The following is a 23564-nucleotide window of genomic DNA, read 5'->3' as shown; positions in this document are numbered from 1 at the left end:
GGCACAGATTGTAGTGCGCGACGTACAGCGCGACCGCACGCAACGTGTTTGTCCAGCTTCTTGCTAAAGCCGTTGGTGAGGCGGGTGAACCAGCGCGAAGCCATGCGCAGCGAAAGGTTCTGACGCTCAACATAGCTGGCTGAAACGTACTGATCGGCATCGCCAGATACTACGTCACGGCTTACCGCTACTTCGGCGGCGGGCGAGAGCGGCCCTGCGCTCCTTCACCAGATGCATTACCGAGTAGGTCTTTACGATCACGCCATGAGAGGGGTTCGGGCCGAAGGCATTGCGGATCGCTCCGCCGTAGGGATGGAAGCCGTCCGTTGAAATCTCAGCCGGCCGATGACGCGGCTGCCGACGTCATGCAGGAAGTCCATGGTGCTTTCGGCGTTACGTTCGCCTTTGACCTTGATGTCGTGGCGCAGCACGTTCTTTTGCTTCTTGTCGAGGCGCTGCGGAACGCGATCGACGAGCCCTTGAGGACGAACCTGGAGACCAAGACGCCCGATCTCGCACTGGTGATGGCGAGAGCTAAAGCTCGACAACAGCTCTTTGCCAAGCTATACACGAACATACAGTGAACATATCCTTCCAGTTGCAGCAGAATTGCGATACATCTCGACTGGGGTATCTCCCAAGGCAGATTCTGAGTGTCGGGACGGCAAGCTGCATCCCTTTTTGGATGATGCCGATTCAAGGAGTGATAGCGATTGTCCTTGTTCCGCCATTTGCATGACGACGCGTTTTTGGCCTTCTCGCGCGATCACAAGCACCTGTACGCGGCCTGTCTGCTCGACCTCCACGAACGCTTCTTTTCAGGCGCGCCGTCCTTTCCGACCCCCCAGCAGGTCGTCCATGCCATCTATGACGTCATGCGCGCTAATCCCGGCCTCTGGAATGAAGGCGATGATTTCGGCAGCCTGCCAGAAATGATCTCCGCGGGACGCCGCCGGATCCGGAAGGCCGACGTCGCGCTCGCTTCCGAGAAGGGCGACAAGGCGCTCGGTCTTGCCCGACAATTGTACGCCCGGCTGCTCGCCTGGGGGTGGCTTGAAGAGGAGGAATACGGGCTTCGCGTTACCGTTGACATGGCTATGGGACCGCTGCTCGTGATCCAGCGGCTCGCGAGCCTCAACAAGGATCTCTCGCAGCGATTCGGCGGCTTGATCGTGCAAATCCGCCTCAACCTGGAGGCCGTCGAAAAACTGAGGCCCGAGATCACCGACCGCAAGCAGCGCGAAGCCGCGCTCGCCGTCCGCGAGGCGCGCAATCAGGCCGACCAGTTCACGAAGAGCCTGCGGGCCATTCTGGCCGACCTGAAGCGGATCCGGCGGACGGTCATGGAGTCGAAAACAGTAGCTACCCGGCTGGAAGCCTTTTTCGAGGAGTTTGTCGACCAGCTCCTGCTGAAGGATTTCGAGTCCATCCTCACCGTCAACCATCCGTACCGCTTTCGCGACGCTATCGTCGATCTCGCGCGGAGGATCTCCTACACCCCGGAAACCATGCAGGTCCTCGCCGAGGAGTACACAGCTTCCAGCATGGCAGCCGATATCGAGGACGGTCGAATGGCCGCGGCCGACGACCTGCTGGCCATCGAAAGCATCTTTGAACAGATCGGGGAGATGTTCGATAGGATCGAGGCCTTCCGCAGGCAGCTCGAAGCCCGGGTCCGCAACACCATTAAGTACGCCGAGCGGGGCGGGCAGGGACTCGTCAGCCGCGCCGGCGACCTGGTGCGGCGCCTGGACGCCCTAATGCGGGACGGCAGACACCACAAGGCGACTATCGAATGGAGCATCGAGCCGCTGCGGTCCCCCTGGTCCGAGCACCATCAGGCGCCGGCCAGGCAGCCCCGCCGTCCCGTCGAAGCAAGGGAGCTCGCCGAGCCGCCATCGGACCCGCTGTACGAACTGCGGAAGAAACTCCGCCTCGAGTACATCGCTCGCATCGCGCCCCGCCCCGAGGATGTCAGACGATTCCTCGAAGGCCAGGTGCCGCCATTCGCGACCAGGGAAGCCCGCTTCATGGAAATCGATACCGTGGACGACTTTCTCGCCTTCGATTGCGCCCGCCGATATGCGTTGACGGGCGAAGTTCCGGCGCAGGTCGCGGCCGGGTTCGATCTGGAGCCGCGCCCAGACACGCCGCCCCACGACAGCGAATGGCTTCGATGTGCGAACTTCGTGGTCAGGCGAGCCGGCGACTTCCGGAAAGCGGAGGCAGCCCGTGCTCAGTGAGTTCGAAAACGTCGAGCGCTCCTTCGGCGCGGAAAAGGCAGCCGACCTCCGCAAAGCGCTGCACTTCCTGCTACGGCGGCAGTTCGTGTTCGCGGGAGATCCCCGCACTGGGACAGTCTACAACACGATCATGGACGGCCGCTTCCGCGACCTGATCGACGGCTTCTTCGATAGTTGCGGATATCGCGTCCATCGCGATCCGGAAGCGCAGTGGGCCGGCATCGTCGCCATGGACGAGGACGTGCCGCTGCCTCGAATGAAGCTCGACGAAACCATTGTTGTGTTGGTGCTGGCGGCACACTGGCAACAAGAGGTGAACGTCGGAGCGGTCGAGGACCGGGCCGTCGTAGTGGCCACTTTGAACGATCTGTTCGATCGCTACCGCGAGATGGCGCAGCACGGCGGCGGAGGCGCGATCTCGCCCGCCCGCTTCCGGGACATCCTGCGCGAGGCCGCCCAACGCAGTTTGGTCGAGATCGGTGATTTTGACGACGAGCAGCAGGACTGCGAGATCAGGATCCGCCCGATGGTCAAGCTGATCAGTGGCGGCGATGCCCTCCAACGGCTTGAGCGCTACGTCCGTAGCGAGGAGGCGCGGTTTCCGCAGCCCGCAGGAGACGAGGCATGATGGAGCTACGCCACCTGACGATGGTGAACTGGCACCTGTTCGACGTCGCCGACATCGACGTGACAGGACACGTCGGGGTCCTGGGCGAGAACCGGTCCGGCAAATCGACAATACTCGACATGGCACAGGTCGTTCTCACCGGCGCGAGCCGGCGGTTCCTGCGCCTGAACGCCGTCGCCGGCGACAGCGGAAAATCGCGCAGCGGCTCGAAGCGCAGCGTCGTCGATTACTGCCTTGGGACGCTCGGCGAAGACCAGCGCCGGCGTGACGAGGCGCGCACCTACGTGGCGCTAGGGTTCGAAGACAAGGAAGGCGATCGACCGCCGGTCACGATCGGCATGGCGCTTGAGGCGCGCAAGTCCGACAGCAGGGAAACCGTGCTGGCACTGTTCGTCGCCGTCGGGACCGTTCTGCGCTCCAAGGACTTCATCGAGCAGCGAGGAAAGTCGCAATTCCCGGCCCAGTGGGAGGACGTGCGCGCCCGGATCGTCGCTGCGGTCGGCGAAGGCAACTTCGTCAATCATCGCGACCGGGCGAGCGACTACGTCCGCGAATACATGCGCCATCTTCTGCCGCATTCGCCCTATGGCGAGCAGAACGCCAGCGCCCTGCAGAAATCGATCGTCAACGCGATGACGCTCGACCACAACCAGACGGCCACACAGTTCGTGCGGAACTACATCCTCGAGGACAGTCCGATCGGCATCAAGGAGCTGCGCGAGTCGATCCAGACATACCGCAATATCAGCGAAACCATCAGAAAGATGCGCCTCAGGCTCGAAGCCCTGAGGGCGCTTCGCGTCGTCCTCGGCACCCTTGAAGAAGCGCTCGAGACCAAGTTCAGGGAGGAGTGGATCGCAAAACGCGCGACTTGGCTCGCGGCGCGCGCGACAAACCTGGACTTCAAGACCAAGCGGCGTACCGAGATGGCGCGCCGGGACGCGGCAGCAAAAGAACTCGAATTCATCGACGACGACGTCAAGGCCATCGATAACGAGATCGAACGCCTTACGGCCGCGATCGCCGAGCACGATGCCAAGAGCGGCAGAAAGTCCCTGCAGCAGACCGCCGATGTTGCCGGGCAGGCGGCGCACCGCGCCTCCGCGGACTTCAAGGCTCGTATGGAGAACATCCGTCGCCTGGAGCCGCTCCGCGCGATGTGCGCGGACGGTTTCGAGGACTTCGTTCCTGCGCTTGAGAGCCTTCTGACCGCCACCGCCGGGGTCGACATCGGGCATGTCTCCGACGAGCTCTCCGCGGCCGAGAAGTCCTTCGCGGCAAGCGGCGCGCAATGGCTGCCGAAGATCGACGAAGCGCGTCAAAGGATCATCGCGGAGCTTTCCGGCCTCCGAGGCCGCCGTGACGAGGTGCTCGAACGGATCCGACAGCACACCGCCGGAGGGGCCAGGGCCTATCTCGGCCACGACACTGAACTCCTCTGCCGCATTCTGCGGCAGAGCGGAATGGCCCCGCGCGTGCTCTGCGACATCATCGAGGTCGCCGAACCCGAATGGGTAGGAGCCGCCGAGGCGCTCCTCGGCCGCGACCGGGAAGCCGTGTTCGTGGACAGAGCGGATATCAGCGCTGCCACGTCAATCTTCAAGGAAGGTCGCCGCGAGTTTCGCCATGCATCGCTCGTGAGCCTAAACAAGCTCGAGCAGTTCAGGGCCAAGCCGGAGCGCGGTACTTTCCCCTCGATCTTCCGGAGCCAGGATCCGGACGCGATGGCCTTCATCATGCGCCGCTACGGCACAGTCCGCCTCGCGGACACGCTCGATCAGTTCAACAGGCCCGGCCGGGCTATCATGAAGGACGGCCTCTACGACGACGGCCTCGTAAGGACCCATCGCTGGATCGAAGCCTCGCAGCACAAGATTGGAAAGGCGGCCCAGGCGAACGCCCTGCGCTCCCTGCAGGATCAGGCCGAGGAACTGGATCTGCTCCACACTGAAAAGAGCAAGGAGGCCCAGGCGGCAGAGCAGGCCTTTGCCGCTCTGAAGAACATCTGCGAGGGACGTGACGATCTGAAGGCCTGCGCCGCTGCCTTCGCGGCCGCGCAGACCGAGATCGCCGAAGCCCAGGCGAGGCTCGAAGCGCTGGACGGGGCGGGCGACGGCGGACTTCGCGAGAAAAAACGAGCGCAGCAGAAGCTGAAGGAGAAGAGGCTCGACGAGCGAAAGATCCAGCAGAAGGCGTTCGGCGAGCATGACGGTGAGGTCAGATCGGCAGAAAGGAGGCTCGGAGAGGGCGAAAACGTACCCGGCTCCGAGCTTAACCTGCGGGTCGCCCGGTCGATCTATCGCAAGACCTTCCCGCTCTACTCCGCCGCGAAGGGCAGGATCGTGTACCGCGAGCGCCTCAATGCCGCGGCCCAGAAGGGCTTCGCGGAGAAACACCGCGCCATCGCCGACAGAGCGCTGAAGGATGCGGACGCCTCGGACGCCGAACGCCTCCGCATCGAGCGACGGGTCCGCGAGCTCCTTTACGATTACTTCGACCAGTTCGGGATGAGCTCGCAAGTCGGCGCGGAGAGCGAGCCGTTGCGGGAGGTGAAGCCCTGGATGGAACAGCTCATCTCGGACATCGAATCCAACGAGCTGCGCCAGTACGAACGGCAGGCGCGGGAAGCGGCGGAAAAGGCCTCCACCCTGCTGCGCGGCGAGTTCATCAACGCGCTCACGGCCCGGATCGGCAAGATGGAGCGGGAGCTGCAATCGTTAAACCGTAGCCTCTACGCACATCCCTTCCACAACGAGCGTTATTCATTCCACCGCACTCAGATGGTGGAATTCCAGCCCATCCTGAAGATCATCGAGATCGCCAAAACCTCTCCGGAGGCCCTCGATATGCTGTTCCGGGGCGACGTGCCCGATGACTTCCCGCACAAGGATACGATCCTTGCGCTCGAGGCATTGCTCGAAGATCCCGATAAGGACTTCACCCAGTTCGAGGACTACCGCAACTTTTACACTTTCGAGATTCACATGGAGGATGTCGCTACGGGCCGTTCAACCCGCTGGGAGCAGCGGCGCGGCACCGGATCCGGCGCCGAACAGCAGGTGCCCATCTACGTCGCCATCGGCGCTTCGCTGGCCGCCGTCTACGGCAGCGCGGAGCGTCGTGTCGGCAAGCCCGCCGGCTTCGCCTTGGCCATGTTCGACGAGGCCTTCTCCAAGATGGACGGCAAGAACCAGCGGCAGATGATGAGCTTTTACAAAAACCTCGGCCTGCAGTTCGTGATCGCGGCGCCGTTCGAGAAGCGGGTCGCCGTGCTCGAGCACATGGACACAATCGTGGAGGTGGACCGCATCGGCGAACAGTCCAGGGCCACAGTGGTGGAACTTAAAGAGAAGGCCAAGCGCGAACTGATGGCCATCGATCCCGACCTGATGTCCGAAGACGAGCTCGCCACCCGTCTGGCCGCTGAGTAGTCATGGCGCGACGTTTCACAGACGCGATCGGCCTGCTGAACGACCTGCTCGATCGCTTCGAGGCCGGGGCCACAAGCCCAATCGCCCACCCCGACTATGCCGCTTTCTCGTCGGTCGTCGCGGCGGACGCTTTTCTGAACCAGATCAGGAAAGCCGAAAGTGCCGGCGCGGTGTCCATTGGCTGGGGGCGCGGCGCGAAGCGGGACCAAGTGGCGCACGTGCGGTTGGCCTCGGCGGAGATCTTATACCCATACCTTGACCGCACGCCGGCGTCACGCATCGCGGAGGACGCCGCCGCGCGGCTTATAGCCGGAGTGGCGCTGCACGAGTACCTGAAGAACAGTGGCTCTCAAATCGCAGAGGTGTGGGCGCGGGGTAAGACATGGCACGGATTCGGTTCGTCAGACGTCGACACGCTGCGCCACGCATTCGTTCTCGCCCAGGCGATCCTGGATAATAAGCATCTGGACGTCGACTACAAAACTTTCTCGCGACGTACGGTGGGGCACAGCAAGATACTCGAGCGCATCGAGGGTGCCGTGGTCCGGCTTTTGAGCGGCATAATGGACTTTCCGCCTGGCGCCCGCCCGCGCGAGGCACTGCGAGCGATCGGACTGGAGCGCTTCGCCCCGCCGCTTCTGATCGCGGGCAAGATCGACCTCGATGGAGCCGACCTGTCCGGTATCTCTCCGCATTATCTCGGGATCAGTCCCAAGGAAGCAGATCGCGTCCGCTTCCGGGAGCCGCCGGCCTACATTCTGACAATCGAAAACTTCGCAAGCTTCAACCGGCACATCGCCGAGGCGGATCCCGGTCGATTAGGAACGACCATGTATGTCGGCGGATACCCCTCGCTTGCCACCCAGCAGGCGCTGCGGACGATCGCAAGATTGGTATCCGAAGAAACGCCGATCTTTCATTGGTCGGACATCGATCCGGACGGCACTTGGATCTTCCGCACCATCGAACGCGCGGTCGATCGACCGATCGGTCCTCACCTCATGAGCGTCGAAATTGCCGAGCGCTTGGGACAAGTGCCGTTCAAAAAATCGGCACCCGCTCGATGTCCGCCGGACTCCGGTATCGCGGCTCTGGCAGCGTACATGGCGGAAGATGGAGCCAAGACGCTCGAGCAGGAAGAACTCGATCCAGTCCTGCCAGAGCTTCATGAGAAAATGCGCGCGGATCAACGCGCTGTGGATCCCGATGAGCTTCCCAGGTCGACGATCTCCGTCGGCCTTTGTTGAACAACGTCTGCGTTCCTCAGAGCGAAGGCCATGAGTAGGGCGGCTCCTGCCTCGTGGCGTTGGCGTTGGTAGACGATTGGCCGACGAACAGCTTGGCGATTTCAAGCCGAGTGCCGACCACCGCAATCGTGGCAATCGCCGCGATCAGGATTCCGAGCAGCATGGCGGTAGCACCTGCTCGCCCAAGGCGGACAGATCGCTGCGGCCGAGTGCGTGTCCGTCAGGTACGCTCACCGCCATCCCGATGCAGAATGGAGTCATGAACAGAACCGTTGCGACCTGCAAGGGAATCACATGGCCTGCAACGGCAGTGGTGCTGATTACCACCCATCAGAAGCGCCGTCGCAGAAAAGGGCCCGATTCCGTTAAAATGGCAATCGAAACCGGCGTCCCGATCACGATGAGCTGCGGCATCAACGGCCAATCGAACCGCACAGATATCGGAGCTCCTGGTAGTCGCGAAACAGGCGACGTTGTGTGACGAACCAAAGCCCGCAAGGGAAGTCGCACTGTTCACGAGGCTGGTCGCGAGGGCGGCTCCGAACAAGTCGAGTTGCGGCAAGCCGAATTGGCGGGTGATCAACAGATAGGCCAGCAGTGCGTTGGTCGGATGGTGGCGAGCGTGATCAACAAGGCTGCCTTGGGCAGTTGACTGCTGGCATGAAACTACGGATCGCCAGGAACCACAATGCCGGCAAGATGCCCCAGGCCGGCCTGAACAGATATTGTTGAGCTAGCCGCGCGTTGGTTGGTTCGTCCCCGAGCACAATCACAATTTGCTCGCCCTGCTGCGGCAAAACCATGATCGGCGGCCGGTAGCCCCATGCGCACCGATCGCCGTACCAGAGCTCCGTCCACCGCCTCACATGCTTGGGCCGCGAGCGGACCCACCGCCGAGATCGCACCGGCTGCGAAGGTCAAGCCAATCGACAAGATTATGTCGGCAAGGGCTGCTGCCGCTGCGCCTAAGTGCCGATATGGCCGATCCAGGCCAGATCCGTCGCCATCATCGCGATCTGTCCGACCTGCGTGAAGGATCGGGGTGGCGAGTGTTGCAGTTGCGGCGAGTTCGCCGGTGAGTTGACGGCGAGCTACCCATTTCCCCAACGACGAGGCCGCGATGCGAGCTTCTTTCTGCTGTCTTCCTCATGAACACGCTGCCCCGGATTGCGCGCTCAGCTAACCCTTTGCCCTCGCTGACACGATCTTATCGCTGCGCTCGCGTTCGCATCATCGCGCCACGGCCAGCAATAGCATGTTCTCACACAACAACGCACCGCTCAAAATGGTGAGAGCATTCTGGCCGACGTCCGCAAAATCTTCTCTCAATATCGACCGATGCCATAGTGAGCGCTGCTATGGCTGTCGTGGTTACGGCTTTGGCTGTCTCGTTCAAGACGTCGTTTGTTTCAATCGCGACAATAGTGCCGCCTGCAACTACGTGCTGCGGGAAAACCGACATCGTTTCTTCATAAAAACACTCAACCGGAATTGGCATGCCGGTTGCCTCAAGATGTGACGAAACCAATTGCGACTATGATGCTCGTTCACCATCCGGCCGAGGTATTCAGATGAACTTGCCCGCTTGATCGATAGCAGAGGTCTCCTGATGCGCTTTTCAAACCGTGCACCTACGTCACGAACTCTGCCATCTTCGTATCGCGCGCTCCGGTTTGCCGGGCCGAATCCGATCATGTTGTAAAGGGCTGGGGACGAATGGCGGTCCTCAACAAGATGGTGCACACCGCTGCAAATGCGTTATACCCCAGGGCGATTGTTTGCTTCACTTTTGGCCGGTGGCTCAGCGCCGGGCATCTGCGAGATACCGAGCCTGTGTTCGTGAAGCTAAGCGGCGGCCTTAAATCGGTGCTTTGCAGATGGTCAATGAGCTGATGCAGCACGATTGGGATCCTGAGAAAATACTCAGGCAACGGGACGAGCTCAAGGTCAAGCTGCTTCGCGCCCAATCGGTTGTCGAGGAATGTAAGGCCGGATTGGCGGATCTGGAGCGGAGGCTTGAGCGTCGAGCAGTCTCATCGCCGATCGATGAACGCCAGCGCAACTCTGTGGCAACGAATTCAATACGTCACGCGCGATCGCAAGAATCCCGCAGCGTCGACGATGCTGTTGATGCCGGTGTGGCGTTTTCGAGTCGATCATGGGATTGCTGAAAGATGCTGCCGCGCACGTTAGCGGCGAAGCTTTCGTTGCGGAGTTGGTGAAGATCTCGAGACGCATGGGGGGGCGAACCCGGCGGGCGAATCGGACAACTGGGTGCGGCCCTGTCGATAGGGCTCGGCTTTTTGGTTGAGCGCGGTGCGTTGGCCAGGGGATGCGCGCAGGGTAGCACCACATACTGGACGTATCGCCGCGTCTTTGGCTAGAGCGTCTTGTTTCGGGGGCTGCTCACATAGATGTTCTGTTTTTCACAGAGTGCTGTCGCGCTGTTACGGACCTCGCGGTTGCGAGACTGTCGCTGTCTTGCTCAAAACATCGATTGTTTCAGGCGCAACAAATAGGGCGCCAGTAACGAGATGGCGCGGGAACGCCTACGTCGTGTTCTCTATAGAAATGCTCGAGTGCATTGGCACGCCAGTTGCTATCTTTGACGACACCACTTTCACCACGATGCTGATGCAGCACCCGACCCGAGTATTGAGATCAACCGTGCCGACTTCATCAAGGCCGGTCTCCTGATGCATTACCCAAACCGCCAGCTAGCATCGCGAACGCGCGGTTATGTTCGGATCGCGTTTTGCATTGGCAGCCAGAACCCGGGTCCTGCAACGGACTCGCGACGAATGGCTTTCTCATCAATATGATACCCACGAAGGTTGGACGTTATGCTTTGGGACGATCGTTTGCATCAGTTTTAAGCCGTGACTCAAGCGTTGGAAGCGGCGAGGTGCCGAGCGGAAGTCTGGGAGCTAAGCGCCGGCTTTGCATTGGCGTTTGCAGATGGTCGTGAGCTGATGCAGGACGATTGGGATCCAGAGAAAATAGTCAGGCAAATGGACGAGCTCAGAGTCAAGCTGCTTTGTGCCCGATCAGTTATCGCCGAATGTAAGGCAGGATTGGCGGAGTTGGAGCGGAGGCTGGAGCGTCGAGCAATTTCACCGTCGATTGATGAACGCAACCGCGACCTTGCGGCAACCAATCCAATGTGTAGAGCGCGATCGCCGGAATCGCGAAACGTCGATGATGCCATTGACAAGGAGGGTCCCGTGGCGTTTTTCAGTCGATTATGGGACCGTTGAAAGCCACGCACGTTTACCCTGGCAGGTTTCGCCACCAACAAACTGAGACGCATCGCTTTACGGTCCGAACGGGCGAAGTGGAGGCCATGCGATGCGCTGGGCGTTTTGGTGATTGTGGTGCGTTGGCCGGCGTATGGGTGCGGAGTAACACCACATGAGGGAGGTAAGCTGCGTTTTTGACCCGAGCTTCCTATCTCGGCTGCTGCTCACGCACATGTCCTAGATGAATGTTAAGAGCTCTCTACATTTGTTCAGGGCCGGTCCGGTCGGTTTGTCCGTCTTCCAGGCGTCCAAAATGCCGGTAGACCTTTCTGGTCGCGCGTCATCGTGACGCTCCGCTATAGCCTCCGCGCAAGGTATGCGACGGCCTTTGCCGTCGTGATTGCGGATACATCGCCTGATCCGCAATTGCATGGATGGTGACGAGAACTGGCTGACTATGTCCCGCACATTGTGGTTCGGCGGAAGTCGACAAACAGCAGTCACTTAGTCCGTGAGGCATTCAGGCAGAGCATTCCCGGTGCGAATGTAAGTCAGGTGCTGGCCGGAACCTCGTCAGCTTCTCGAAAGCTTTTCCGTATACCGACTAATCAAACTGCTCTTGGACGATAGGTTGTTGTGGACTCGCACAATTTCGACATATCCAATGCTCTCGGTACAGGATGCCGTTTTAGACGATCAGCAGCCGAACCTGCCTGAACAAGACGCCTTTGAGCAACAATTGGACGCAGCGCGCGTGGCCGTTCCCACCGGCCTTGCCCAACTCTTCGGCCGCAAACCGCCGAAGAATGTGTCTCGCGCGGATCATGATTACATTCTCGCGATGGTGAAGGCGGGCAGTGCTCGCCGGAAATTAAAGCCGGCGACAGCTCGATGATGATGGCGCCGAGGCGTCTACCACGGCAGTGATCCCGAACTTGTGCGAATGCGCTAGCCCCTAGCGCTCGTTTCTTGTTGCCTTTCGGCGAGCCGATGTCGAGTCCATCGCTTGCTGAGCGAGCAACACACGGTACGGCCTTCGTAGCCGAACGGTAGCTGCCTGTCGAGGACTGCAGGCGCTCCTATCTGTGCTTGTGGCTAGGAATCGGCCGAACGCAGATGCAAGGGATCGCGCGAGTAATGACGCAGTACATATGCAAAAAGCTGAATCACGGCTGATGCCGCGCTTGATGGATGTGAGCAGGCTGACCGTTGACGAAGCGGTTAGACCATGAGCCATCCGACAACGCCACGTTCTTCCGTAAATGCAAGATGCAACTGCGCGGGTGCCCGGTCCGGCCGATGTTGCGTCTTATAAATGTCATCTTGCGCGGGCCAGTGGCGCGCGCGGCGGCTCGCTTGAGCCTGCGCTCCCTAACAGACAGCAACGCGCAGAGATGCGCGTGACAAAGCAAGAAGAGGTCGATGACAAAGCGTTTTCGTAACTGGGCCATATTGTCCCTACTCACCTCCATGCTTGGCGTCCCCGCCGCGAACGCGCAAGACCGCCGGGTTATCAGTGAACCTGTTGCACCTCATACAGTGTGCGACCGTCCCGTGCCGTCTGGGAAACAAGATACGGCCATGTTGCAAGATGCCATCGATCAATGCCCTTCCGGAGCCGCCGTGTATTTAGGAAGTGGCGAGTACCGGTCGGGCCCACTCGAGATGAAGTCAGGCGTGACCTTATGGGTCGGACGTGGTGCGAAGCTGATCGCCATCCCAGAACCTGCTGCTTACGACAAGGGTCTCGGACAATGTGGGCGCATTGCGGAGAAGGGCGATGGTTGCCGGCCATTCATCAGCTTCTCTAAGACGCGTGGCGGCGGCATCTACGGAGAGGGCATCATCGATGGTCAGGGCGGCGCATTGATTGCCGGCAGTGCTGAAACATGGTGGCAGCTAGCCCGGCGCGCTCAAGCCGAGGGCGGCAACCAGAACGCCCCGCGCTTGATCCAGATCGATCATGCGCAGGGCATCACGTTCTCTGGTGTCACCTTGCGCAACGCTCCTAATTTTCATGTCGCAATGAACCGGGGCGAAGGTGCCACGTTTTGGGGCCTTACAATCGATTCGCCGGCGGATGCCCGCAACACTGATGGCATCGACCTTGGCGCGAGTCAGGACGTGACCATCACCCACAGCCTAATCCGTACGGGGGACGACAACGTCGCGATCAAGGCCGGCGGCAATGGCCCAAGCAGCCATATCTCGATCATTGATAATTATTTTGGCTGGGGGCATGGGATGTCGATCGGCAGTGAGGTGAATTCCGGTGCCAGAGACATATTGGTGCGTAATCTGACGTTGGATGGAACGACGTCGGGTCTGCGCATCAAGAGCGACGTTAGTCGAGGCGGTCTGGTCGAAGGTGTGACTTATGAGTACGTGTGCCTGCGGGGCAACCGGTGGCCGGTGTCTTTCGACGCGAAGTATGATCCGCACGCTCAAGGCACTAAGATTCCGGTCTATCGGCAAATCGTTCTCCGTCATGTGCATGGTGACACTGGTGTGTTGCTGATGCGTGGCCTAGACGAGGGGCATGCACTTGACGTGACACTCGAAGACGTCCGATTTTCCAAGACCGCGACTTGGCAAGTTGAGCATGCGAAAGTCACCGCAGATCACTCCGACGTATCGCCGCCGCTGCCGCGGCGAGCTGCCGGACCGCTGCTGCGCGGGTCGGAGGTATGTTCCAGCGCATTCCGCGACGGCAAACGGTAAGCACGACATCAACCGCCGAGTTCGGGTGACGAGTTCTGCATGTGGTCCAAAACTACCGGTTGTTGATGAAAGTGAGCCTCATGCCGCGACTTCGTTGCGATTGTCCGACGGCTTGCAAGCCTCGGAATGCGAAGGTGACGTGCAGGGTCTGATTTGGAGTGAAAATGTGTTGGCTGGCGCGGCGGCTGTCGCGCTGAGATAAGCCCTATCAACTGCGTCGAAGATGCTGCTAACTCAACGAATGCAAGATCACATGAGGGTTGTCGTTCGCCGCGCTGTACTTCTGGCCGGATGTTTCTGCATCCCGTCGGCGTACGCCAAGCCACTGTTGGTGTCGCATGCCGAAAATGCGGACTATCACTCCGTGCAGCAAGCCATCGATGCATTACCGCCGGAAGGCGGAGATGTCCGGATCGCGCCGGGTATCTATCGTGAGAAGGTCAAAATCTCCAGATCGGGCGTTCATCTCTCAGGGACTGGTAGCAATCCGGAGGATACCGTCATTGTTTACGGCGACGGCGCCATCAATGTAGGAGGAACCGTCCGCTCGGCGACGTTGAGTGCCGCTGGCGATGACTTCCGGCTCGAGAATCTGACTATACAGAACGACTACGCCCTCAATCCGGCCAATCCATCCTCGCAAGCGGTTGCACTGTCTCTTACCGGAGACAAGGACGTCGTTGCGCGTGTCCGCCTGCTCGGGGCCCAGGACACGCTGTTTGCTGGCAAGGGTCCGAACGGCACAATGTCACGCCAATACTTCTCGAACTGCTACATCGAAGGGCATGTCGATTTCGTGTTTGGCAACGCTAAGGCCTGGTTCCGGCGATGCGAGTTGCACGGCATCGCCAATCAAGCGGTCATCTTTACCGCACAGAGCAAGGCTGCTCCCGATGAGGACAGCGGCTATGTTTTTGATCATTGCAGCCTAAGTGCCGACCCTGCCGCGCGCGACATCGCGCTTGGGCGCCCTTGGCGGCCTTACGCCACAGTGGTTTTTCTGTCGACAAAGATAGATGCGCAGGTCGTTGCGGAAGGCTGGCGAGAATGGGCTCCCGGCAAGACCAATTCCTTGAGCACGAGCTATTATGCCGAATATAGATCCTTCGGGGCAGGGGCTAACCCCTCAGGCCGCGAACCTCACTCCCATCAACTGACCGATAGCGAAGCCTCGAGATGGTCGTTGAGAGTGTTCTTCGGCGGTGCCACAGATTGGCTGCCAACGGAACGAGATCGAGCTAACACAAAGCGGAACTGACGGTGAGGAAACGACGATGCTCCTGGGATTAAATGACGGAGGAGAGCAGATAGACGGCGGCGCGGGCTGTCACGCTTCACCGACATCGTTGGGCTCCGTCGTCGGGGACAATTTGTGGGAAATCGAAACCCATCAAGCAGCTACTCACGACAGGGGAAGCCCCCCTCTAGCACCGTGCGATAGCCGTGTGCTTGATCAACGCGATGCACGTTGAAAGCGCTCAAGTTCACGATGCCTACCTTGCCTCGCGGCGATCGGCAGAGCCCTCGAGATAGGTGAGTAGCTCTGGCGCCGTAGCCCGGAGCTACGTCAGAACCCGGCCCTCAACCCTGCGATCGATCGGGCTCTCGTGATCGATCGTTGATCCGGCACCACCGCGCAAATAGGTCTGGACGGAGCGCCTCTGCGCAGTAACCCTTTCCAGACAGCCAACGCGTGTCCACGGAAAGGTTTGTACTTTCGTGTTGCCGCTCGAACAACGAGGGATCGATCGTGCGCAAGTCCTGCTGAAGCGTCGAAAATCGAACCGCGCCCAGTAGCGACTCAGCCGTCAGGACTGGACAGAACCGTTTGGCATTTCCACAAACTGACCGCTGGCCCGAGGCGGCCGCCATTTGCGCACGGTTCTTGCCGCATCCTTTATCCGGCCCTTTTTCCCGATCGCTGCGCGCAACGAAACGAACCGCTCATCATGGTCGATTGTTCGCCATGCTCGGCCGATAGCGTTAGCCAGGGAAGCCAAACTGCCAGCGTAGCCAGAGCAAGGCGCTGGGTGGTTCCGTACTCCACTTCCGAAGCGCCGTTTGCGGCCCACTGAGATGTTCGGGCTAGCGCTCGCGCACCACGGTCTTCAGGTACTGGTAGGCCTTGATGATCTCGACCAGGCGATCCTCCCTGGAGCGGTCGCCGCCATTGGCATCGGGATGGTGCTGCTTGACCAGCGCCTTGTATTTCGCCTTGATCTCGCCGAGCGTCGCATCGGCATTCAGGCCCATCAGCTGCAACGCTTTGCCTTGGGCATTGAAAATCGTGCGCGCCTCGAGCTTGGCCTTCGCGCGCGGGCGGGCACCGGCGCGTCCGTTCAGCTCGGCGAGCGTGCAGAGGGCATGCCAGTCGTCCTCGAAATTGGCAGTGCTGTTTTTGTCTGCGCTGATGCTCTCGCCCATCCTCCAAGTCGGACGATGGCCGGTCAGCGCGTCCCTCTCGTAGCGCGCGACCGCTTCCGCGTCCATTCCCGAGAAGAAATTGTAGGACTGATTGTATTGGCGAACATGCTCGATGCAGAAGCGCCAATAGGCGCGCGCATTGTCGCGGCCCTTGGGCGCGGGATGGGTAGCCTTGTTCTGGCAGCCAGGCCATTCGCATAGCGCCGCGGGCTGGCGCTCCTGCGCCTCCTGCTTATTGATGCGAATGGAGTCGAAGATTTCGGATGTGTCGATCAACATGACCTGGCTCCGTTGGCGCAGCGGCAGTTAACAGCGCCGCTTCTATGCTAGAGACTTGGTTTGGACGGCACGTCGGGTCTGACTCGGCCTTTGCATCCAGTCAGTCGCATGATGTAACAGGCACTTCCTAGCAATGGACATGCCAGGACGCGCGAGCTTGGTTCAGACCATCATCTCCTTGCGATCTCAGATCAGTTCAATCGCAATTTGCTGTCGGGTTCAGCACACGGTCGTCATTAATGTGACCGGTGCAAATACTCTCAAAGATCCAGCTAAGGGCAATGCGGAAATCTGCGCAACGAGGAACGCGAGCGGCGTCTTCTCATTCTTGTTTAGAAGCTCGGAAAGTCTTCCGTCTTCGTAGCGAAACAGAAGCGAAATGTCGCGATCTGAAGGCAATTCGACCCCGCTCGTTCACGGATCAATGCAAGTACAGCGCCCGTCCGCCGCTGACAAAGTCCCCCTGCTCACCAGCCTACCCAGCAAAATCTCGAACGATTCGTACTGTTGGAGCGGGTGGATGCTGGCACTGGCACGGCTGCCGGGATTGTAGGAGGTGCTTGTCTAGGCGCTGGTCCACGTCCCGGACGCAGCTCTAAATGGTTATGTCGAGGTAATTCGTTTTCCGGGCCGTGCCGGTGTAGCCGGATCCTATGAAAGACCAGCTTATCGCCAATTGCCTCAGAGCATCGTGTGCCGAAGCGTCACCCAGCGTGGCGATGTCGACTTTGCGCCACCGTTTTCGAGCCCGGGCGCTTTTGGCGGTTTGGCGACGACGGGACATGCACCGTGAATCAGAAATTGTATCTCGAATATGCCGTTGGTGGGTACTGGAATGCATGACCCAAACAAGCGAGACGAAATAATCGTGTCGATCAGTCAGCGAATATCCGTCCTGAATGATCGGGCAGAAGAGCATTTCAGACATCGTGCATGAGTAAAACCCGCCTGTTATCGGAGTTGCAGCCCTATGCGCATTCGGCGCTGCCGGCCCGCGGTGGCGGCGATGGCTTTCGGCAGCGCAACTGTATTTGCCCGAAAAGTTGCAGAGCCTGGACCTCACGCTTTTGTAAGAAACAGCTCTACCAATCTAGAGAGCGACCGCGCTCAAGACGTGAAACTGCAATCGGGCGAGTCCGTCATTAGGTCGAAGCCCATGATCGGTTCAAACTCTCCTCCAGCCTGCGCACCTCCTCCGTGGCTTGACGGCGACAATCATCGTTGCCACCGCTAGCCCTGCCCAATAGAAGGTCACCTTGATCCCAGGGCGTCGCGTTCGCTTGTGGCACCGTCCGCCCGCATTCTATTTGCAGATCAGTATCTGCGGTGATCCGGCGGTCCAGAGGAGGAACACAATAGAGGATGGCGCAGCTACCGGCCTGCGAGGCGCTTTCGGCCAGCAACCCGTCAAAACAGCTGCTTTGCATCCGGAGAGACCGGTGCGCAGCGATCCCCGGGACCTTTCCGTCCGTTATGTACAAGTGCCCCATTGCCTACAGGTCAGCTTGCACCGGCTCATCATCGGAATGCCGAAACGCCCAGCTTCCCCGCAGTAAGAAGTCATATCGAGAGACATAGGGTTGGATGCCGCGCGGTATGCGGCGCGGGCGCCGACCATGAGGGGCAGCCGGGCCGTCGGATCTCGCTCAACTCACTGCCTTCGTCGACTGCCTGTCGGCAACGCAATAATTTTTTGCGCGGTCGTCGGTGGCTGGATTAACCGCTCGAACCCACGTGGTACATGCTCGGAGAGACTCTAATGCTTTTTGAGTGCATTTTGTCGCCGGCCACGAAGATTTTCTGCGCAGCTCAGGTGGCGGGCGCGGTAATTCAACGTTCGTGTTGCCAGTGGACCCTGCAAATTTAAAACGAAGTATGCGGTAGTCGTCGACGCGCGCAAAGCGGACGACCTGCATTTAAAGAAATTTGTTAACTTCGGCCGACATACAACCGGAGCGAACACGCAGCCGCTGCGCATGTAGTCGAGTTAGCCGCAGAACCATTCGCATGACTGCGACGCTCGTATTTTTGAGGCACTTTGGTCGAGGTTCAAAATGCTCAATGTCGTAAAGTTTCGTCGACCTGGTGCGCCCATGCGGCGCGCTGAGCCAATGCGAACGATGGCGATTGCTAAGCGTGAGGCGCCATTAGCGCCGTTCGCAATAGCATGTGATTCCGGTCGAGGTGCAAATCAGCGGCTCAAAGCCGCCCGCGCCAACGCCAAGCTCACGATCGCGAGTGCGATTGCCACGCTGAAGGAGAACCATCGTCAGATACGAGCGCTCATACACAAGATCGCCGATTCGTCAGCTGGGGCCAGGCTGGAAGCGGATCTCGATCTAATCGAGCGAGAGCTTGCTCTCGCCAAACGGAAATCTGCCACTTTAGAGCTGACGTTCCTCGTTTTCCGATGGGATCGCTGAAGTATATTCGAGGTAAGACGACCACCCTTTAGCAGAGAGGCACAACAAGCGTTCGCAAACATCAAAATCACCGGTCGATTGATGCTGGGTTTGGATCGCTTCTTCTGATGTCCGTTGCAAATTGTCGGTTACTCGATCCGTAACTCCCGGAGCGCGAACGGATTGTTGCCGACTGTGGTTCGCCAAAAAGACCACGTAGCCGAAGATGAGCGCATCGAAAAGCAAGTATTTGAAGCTCGGATGCATGTATGGATGGCCTTGACAACCGATGATCCGTCGCATTGGAAGGCCGCAGACACCTATAGGCGTACATTTGCGCGGCTTGAGGATCTCGCTGCCGACACCAAGGACTTCGGACGCCGGTGCGAGTGCTGGATCTCAAAAGAGCTATCGAGGACGATGAAACGAAGGCGCTCGGACTGAAGGAATTTAGAGGAAGAAATAGCGCGCTAGATACGCCCGCGGCGAAATCGGCCGTAAGTTCAGCACTCGCCGCCGGTGGTCGGGTTGACGAACTCTCAGAGCCGCTCGCAATTGATTGCGAGAAGGCTTCGAGAGCCACTGCGTGAAAGGCGGAAGATGACCTTGGATTGGGCGTGATGATAGCCTTGATCCTTGGCGCTCTTAGTTTGCTGCTGGGTTTCCTCCTCGCGGTGTTTACCTCGCGCAGCATTAGCAGCCCGATCCGGAATCTGACAGCATCGATGCTCGAGCCGGCCGAGGGCAATTTCGATGTTGTACTCCAAGGTCTTGGTCGCAAGGACGAAATTGGGGAAATCGCGAATGCCGTCGAGAGGTTCAAGGTGAGGTCGGCCGAGAAGGCGGAGGCGGAAACCCGATCGTAGACGACATCGAAGTCTACCTGGCCTATCAACATCGGCTGCGCGAGCCGCTGGAGCTCAGTCATGTCGCCCCTGACATGCGCTTCCTGGCGGTCTCTCACGTAAGCGAGGACGATGTAACGGAGGCGCTCGAGCTGGTTCGGCAGCGGGAAGCAAGCCAGTTCACCGACTACATGGCAATCCGCTGGCAACCCTGGGAGACGGTGCTGAGGCGCATCGCTCCGGACGAACATGCAGCGGTGCAAGACCGGCTGGTCGAGGCCATGGGCGAAGAGTTTCAAACCCGCTTGGATCAGCGCCTCGCCGAGTATGGTCTTCGAGGCGATCCGGATGCCGAGCGGGTGCTCGGAGCCCAAGTCCGAAACGAGATCGCTGGCGAGATCAAAGGCGAGGTCATGCAACGTGTGCTCGCCGAGCGTGGCCTCGAACTATGAGGCTCCCCAAACCGCCGCAGCGATATCTATTATTGCTCCGCGCCGGTACCTAAAGATCGATCGTGAAGGCTCGACCATCGCTGCCAAAGTGCTTTTGCGCCTTGGCAATGCGCTCCGGAAGATGAGGGTCTTTCGGTCTTGCCGAGTGACGAAAATTCCCGCCTGCCAGGCGAGGGCGTATCTACGTCCATCCGCCACGTCGGTCTTAGTGTCGTTTGACGTAAGGCTTTACGTAGGCGGGCGGCATCATGCGAACAACGTTGCCCAGTGCCGCGATCTCGCGCGCCCAGTGATGGGCACTCGCACAGGCCTCCATACCTACCAAGCAAGTTGGAGGTTCCGAAAGAAGGGCAGAACCTGCGATCGCCGCAATGTGCGACGAACCAAGACTTTCCCGTTTTCGGCGATGCCGTGAACTTGAAAGGTCGACTTGGCCAAATCCAAACCCACTGTGATAATCTTCTCCATGGAACGGTCCTTCCTTTGTGGCGCCTCTCTACGCGACCACGTTAGGCACTTTTGATGCCGGTTCGAAGGGGCCGTTCCACACCATCACTTTTGATGCAGTTTGCGGGATGTCTGGCGCTTTGATTGGAGGAGAATCAGCGCCATGCAGCAGGCACTCCACCGCTCCAGTTTGGTGCCGCTTGGATTTATTGTAGAGAGTGCGTGCTATGAGGTGATAAAGCCGTCATCACGGTCCGGACGTCCGGAAGCGTCGGCCTGTGTCCATCGTGCGGAACGGCTTCCCGACGTGTCCATAGCCGCTATCGAGCCGCGTTACCCATCTGCCGCGCTCGGGGCGGATCGTCCAGCTCCTGGTGATCGCCCGCCGCTCCCGCTGTGACGCCGTCCTATGCGGGCGCCAAATGCTTCGCCGAAGGCGTACTGGCGCCATCGGCGCGACGCACGGCAAGGCTGGACTCCATCGTCCATCACCTCGGCCTGGCGCTTGGCGGTCGACCGGCAGCAGGCTTTGCAAAGCGGCTGATGCTGCCGGTAAGCAAGGACACGCTTCTGCGGGTGGTTCGGCGCCAAAGCCGTCCCCCAACTGACCCGCTCAGGGTTATCGGCATTGATGACTGGGCCTGGCGGCGCAATCACCGATACGCCAGCATTGTCTGCAACCTGGAGAGGCGTCGGGTGGTCACCCTGCTGCCGGATCGTGAACCAACAACTGCACAAGCGTGGCTCGCTGCGCATCCCACGATCGCAATCGTCGCCCGTGATCGTGGTGGCGGATACGGCGAAGCCGCGGCCAAGGCCCTGCCGCATGCAGTACAGGTCGCCGATCGTTGGCATCTGATGGAGAACGCCAGTCGGGCTTTCCTCGAGGCCGTGCGCAAGTCGATGCGCCAGATCCGCACCGTGATCGGTGCGACCACGATCGACCCCAAGCTGCTCACAGCCGCCGAGCGTCTTCAGTATGAAGGCTATTTGCGCCGTGAGGAGACCAACGCGGCCATCCTGGCTCTGTCGAAGAACGGCATACCTATCAAGCAGATCGTGCGTCAGACCGGCCACAGCAGGAAGCTGGTGCGACAGGTGGTCCGCGACGAACGCCACGACGTCTTCCGAACCCGACAAAGTTCGTTGGATCTGCATTTACCATGGCTGGACGAGCAGTGGGCGTCCGGCTGCCGTAACGGGGCTGAACTTTGGCGGCGTTAAAGGGCGGGGCTTCCGCGGCTCGCTCCGAGTCGTCAGCGAGTGGGCAACCCGCAGACGACGGGCGGAAAGAACCGACACACAAAACCTTCAGAGGATTCCGTCGGCCAGAACGATCGCGCGCCTCATGATAATCGGGCGGGACTTGCTCACGAAAGCAGAGACCGTGACGATCGCGGCGATCGAAGCTGGCGTGCCAACCTTGGTCGAGGCACGCGAGATCATTGCCGAATTGCATCTGATGATCCGGCGCAAGACGGAGGCGGGTCTCATGACGTGGATAGAGCGCGCCCGCGCTAGTCTCGTCGCCTCGTTCGCCAGCGGCGTCGCAAGGGACAAGCAGCGGTCCGTGCAGCAATCACTTTGCCCTGGTCTAATGGCCAGACCGAAGGTCAGATCACGCGCCTCAAGCTCGTCAGACGTCAGATGTACGGCCGCGGCAAACTCGATCTGCTTCAAGCGAGACTAATCGGCGCTGAGTAATCGGAGCTGCACCAAGATTGCGTCAGAGCCCCAGTCGAACGCCGATTGACACCGCGGATGTTGGCATGCAGGATCGGCGCGTCGTCCGCGGAGCGGGACGCCGATCAAGATTGTTGGCGAGGATCGACTTGACCGAGCCGTAGGTGCGCGCGCCGATGTCGATCGCCCGCGCCGTCCAGCCGTTCGCGACCATAGGAGGCGGCAAGCCTGAGGATGCCGAGGCAGGCGCGGAAGCCTTGCTCGGGATGCGAGGGCTCGTCGAGAATGAGGTCGCACAACGCGCTGGTCGCCGGCCCGATCGCGGCGGCGTCCTGGCGGATGCGCGCGATGGTCCAGCCGGCGTAGCGCCGATGACTGGAGGCCATGTGCTCCGGCTCGGTGATGTGTTTGTGATTGCCGGTCATGCGCTGATGTGCGGCAATCCGCTCGCCCTTGTGGAAGATCTCGACGGTGCGGGCAGTGAACCGCACCTCGACCTCGGCACGCGCGAAGCGATTCGGGACGCTGTAGTATGCTTCTCAACCTCGACGTGGTAATCCAGGCTGACGCGGCGAATCCGCCACTCCGCGAGCACATACGGGCTTACGGGCAAGGGCTTGAGCGCCGGCCGGTCGATCTCCTCGAGGAGCCTGCGGCGCGTCACGCCGAGCCGCCGGATCGACCGCTCCTCGTTCAGCCGCGTAAGCAGCTCGCCAATCGCCGCATTGACCTCGGCAAGGCTGTAGAAGGTGCGATGGCGCAGGCGGCCGGGGAGCCAGCGCTCCACAACGAGGACGGCTTGCTCGACCTTGGCCTTGTCGCGCGGCTTGCGCGGCCGCGCCGGCAATATGGCAGCGCCGTAATGCGCCGCCATTTCCGCATAGGTTCGATTGATCTGCGGATCGTAGAGGCACGCCTTTATAACCGCGGCGTTCGGGACCAGTTTCTCCTGAACACTCCGCTTCACCTTGCTTGGGGTCCAACGACATCTTTTCTCTATAAGCTCTTACAGCTGGCGCACCCCTAGACGGTTCGTCTCGCGCAGATGCAGCCGGTCTCCTCAACAAGATCGCGAAGCTCAAGTCCCATGCGGCTCGAGAAGGTGGAACCAGAATGGCACTTGCGATGATCAGAAGAGTATCAACGTAGATACCAACAGATTGAGCGCGTGTTCAGTTTGGGGCGTGTGCGTGATGCTTGTGGGGTTATGAATGTATGATAATCCCACGCCTGCATAAATTCCCGGAGCAAGACGGGCGGTATATGTTCCGGTGATTGCCGTGGTATCACGATGCGCAAGCCGGCCTTTAGCCAAGGCAGCATCCACTGCAAATTTGCTCCAGCTCGTCTTGCTAGCAACGATTGCAATCATATCACTGGGCCGGCTGTCAAAAGGCCCTTTCGCATAAAGACGAAGCTCGCAATATTGGCTGATCCTGTTGAGGTCTGAGCTGGTCCCGCAAATCTGAACAGCGCGATAAGTGGAGTTTCTGCCTGACGGCGGGCAAGATTGACCCGCGAAT

14 protein-coding genes and 4 pseudogenes are annotated in these 23564 nt (G+C 59.9%); 14 read left to right on the top strand and 4 right to left on the bottom strand.

The window, feature by feature from the left end:
- The first annotated feature begins 326 nt into the window (after positions 1-326).
- From D6B98_RS40240 to D6B98_RS33965, 10 genes are all read left to right on the top strand, one after another.
- Positions 327-584, top strand: coding sequence for a hypothetical protein (locus tag D6B98_RS40240; protein WP_164719051.1), 258 nt, complete (start codon positions 327-329; stop codon positions 582-584).
- 129 nt (positions 585-713) lie between these two features.
- The gene (locus D6B98_RS34010; RefSeq protein WP_126261380.1) at positions 714-2243 is read left to right on the top strand and encodes a Wadjet anti-phage system protein JetA family protein; all 1530 of its coding nucleotides are present in this window, start codon (positions 714-716) and stop codon (positions 2241-2243) included.
- Entirely contained in the window at positions 2233-2871 is a 639-nt protein-coding gene (locus D6B98_RS34005; RefSeq protein WP_126261379.1) for a DUF4194 domain-containing protein, read from the top strand. Before D6B98_RS34010 ends, D6B98_RS34005 begins: the two co-directional genes overlap by 11 nt.
- Entirely contained in the window at positions 2868-6302 is a 3435-nt protein-coding gene (locus tag D6B98_RS34000; RefSeq protein WP_126261378.1) for an SbcC/MukB-like Walker B domain-containing protein, read from the top strand. Before D6B98_RS34005 ends, D6B98_RS34000 begins: the two co-directional genes overlap by 4 nt.
- 2 nt (positions 6303-6304) lie before the next feature.
- Complete coding sequence (locus D6B98_RS33995) at positions 6305-7549, top strand: Wadjet anti-phage system protein JetD domain-containing protein (RefSeq protein WP_126261377.1); 1245 nt, start codon at positions 6305-6307, stop codon at positions 7547-7549.
- A gap of 76 nt (positions 7550-7625) precedes the next feature.
- Entirely contained in the window at positions 7626-8030 is a 405-nt protein-coding gene (locus D6B98_RS40235; RefSeq protein WP_135171736.1) for a hypothetical protein, read from the top strand.
- A 1396-nt stretch (positions 8031-9426) separates the two neighbouring features.
- Positions 9427-9720 (top strand): hypothetical protein, encoded by a 294-nt coding sequence (locus tag D6B98_RS33985; RefSeq protein WP_126261375.1) that lies wholly within the window; start codon positions 9427-9429, stop codon positions 9718-9720.
- A gap of 1732 nt (positions 9721-11452) precedes the next feature.
- Entirely contained in the window at positions 11453-11683 is a 231-nt protein-coding gene (locus D6B98_RS33975; protein WP_126261374.1) for a hypothetical protein, read from the top strand.
- Positions 11684-12369: 686 nt separating this feature from the next.
- Entirely contained in the window at positions 12370-13509 is a 1140-nt protein-coding gene (locus D6B98_RS33970; RefSeq protein ID WP_235884918.1) for a glycoside hydrolase family 28 protein, read from the top strand.
- A 253-nt stretch (positions 13510-13762) separates the two neighbouring features.
- The gene (locus D6B98_RS33965) at positions 13763-14767 is read left to right on the top strand and encodes a pectinesterase family protein (protein ID WP_126261372.1); all 1005 of its coding nucleotides are present in this window, start codon (positions 13763-13765) and stop codon (positions 14765-14767) included.
- An 827-nt stretch (positions 14768-15594) separates the two neighbouring features.
- Here the strand turns inward: D6B98_RS33965 and D6B98_RS33960 are convergent.
- The gene (locus D6B98_RS33960; RefSeq protein ID WP_126261371.1) at positions 15595-16212 is read right to left on the bottom strand and encodes a J domain-containing protein; all 618 of its coding nucleotides are present in this window, start codon (positions 16210-16212) and stop codon (positions 15595-15597) included.
- Between the two features lie 2054 nt (positions 16213-18266).
- Between D6B98_RS33960 and D6B98_RS33955 the strand changes: the two genes are divergently transcribed.
- The 3 genes and pseudogenes from D6B98_RS33955 to D6B98_RS33945 all read left to right on the top strand — a co-directional run.
- On the top strand, positions 18267-18635 hold the full coding sequence (locus D6B98_RS33955; protein WP_126261370.1) for a hypothetical protein: 369 nt from the start codon (positions 18267-18269) through the stop codon (positions 18633-18635).
- Between the two features lie 599 nt (positions 18636-19234).
- Complete coding sequence (locus D6B98_RS41535; protein WP_126261369.1) at positions 19235-19480, top strand: HAMP domain-containing protein; 246 nt, start codon at positions 19235-19237, stop codon at positions 19478-19480.
- A pseudogene (locus tag D6B98_RS33945) lies at positions 19462-19911 on the top strand (NEL-type E3 ubiquitin ligase domain-containing protein); the annotation flags it as partial. The gene D6B98_RS41535 and the pseudogene D6B98_RS33945, both read left to right, overlap by 19 nt.
- Before the next feature lie 211 nt (positions 19912-20122).
- On the opposite strand, the pseudogene D6B98_RS40570 reads toward D6B98_RS33945, so the two are convergent.
- Positions 20123-20379, bottom strand: a pseudogene (locus tag D6B98_RS40570) (IS110 family transposase); the annotation flags it as partial.
- A gap of 142 nt (positions 20380-20521) precedes the next feature.
- Here D6B98_RS40570 and D6B98_RS33935 point away from each other — a divergent pair.
- A pseudogene (locus tag D6B98_RS33935) lies at positions 20522-22062 on the top strand (ISL3 family transposase).
- A 50-nt stretch (positions 22063-22112) separates the two neighbouring features.
- Here D6B98_RS33935 and D6B98_RS33930 read toward each other — a convergent pair.
- Together D6B98_RS33930 and D6B98_RS33925 are read right to left on the bottom strand one after the other, a co-directional pair.
- Positions 22113-22984, bottom strand: a pseudogene (locus tag D6B98_RS33930) (Mu transposase domain-containing protein); the annotation flags it as partial.
- 186 nt (positions 22985-23170) lie between these two features.
- Positions 23171-23564, bottom strand: a 394-nt coding sequence (locus D6B98_RS33925; RefSeq protein WP_164719050.1) for a carbohydrate porin, incomplete at its 5' end; no start/stop codon positions are given.

The sequence above is a fragment of the Bradyrhizobium sp. LVM 105 genome (assembly GCF_003957705.1).
GTDB lineage: Bacteria > Pseudomonadota > Alphaproteobacteria > Rhizobiales > Xanthobacteraceae > Bradyrhizobium > Bradyrhizobium frederickii.
Note: the sequence above shows the minus strand (reverse complement) of the source record. Positions and strands in the feature narration are given on the sequence as shown.

Bases quoted from the DNA above. Each gene is read 5' to 3' on its own strand.
- D6B98_RS34000 (WP_126261378.1), top strand. From the start codon at position 2,868: ATGATGGAGCTACGCCACCTGACGATGGTGAACTGGCACCTGTTCGAC.
- D6B98_RS33995 (WP_126261377.1), top strand. From the start codon at position 6,305: ATGGCGCGACGTTTCACAGACGCGATCGGCCTGCTGAACGACCTGCTC.
- D6B98_RS33985 (WP_126261375.1), top strand. From the start codon at position 9,427: ATGGTCAATGAGCTGATGCAGCACGATTGGGATCCTGAGAAAATACTC.
- D6B98_RS33975 (WP_126261374.1), top strand. From the start codon at position 11,453: ATGCTCTCGGTACAGGATGCCGTTTTAGACGATCAGCAGCCGAACCTG.
- D6B98_RS33970 (WP_235884918.1), top strand. From the start codon at position 12,370: ATGTTGCAAGATGCCATCGATCAATGCCCTTCCGGAGCCGCCGTGTAT.
- D6B98_RS33965 (WP_126261372.1), top strand. From the start codon at position 13,763: ATGAGGGTTGTCGTTCGCCGCGCTGTACTTCTGGCCGGATGTTTCTGC.
- D6B98_RS33960 (WP_126261371.1), bottom strand. From the start codon at position 16,212: ATGTTGATCGACACATCCGAAATCTTCGACTCCATTCGCATCAATAAG.
- D6B98_RS33955 (WP_126261370.1), top strand. From the start codon at position 18,267: ATGCTCAATGTCGTAAAGTTTCGTCGACCTGGTGCGCCCATGCGGCGC.
- D6B98_RS41535 (WP_126261369.1), top strand. From the start codon at position 19,235: ATGATAGCCTTGATCCTTGGCGCTCTTAGTTTGCTGCTGGGTTTCCTC.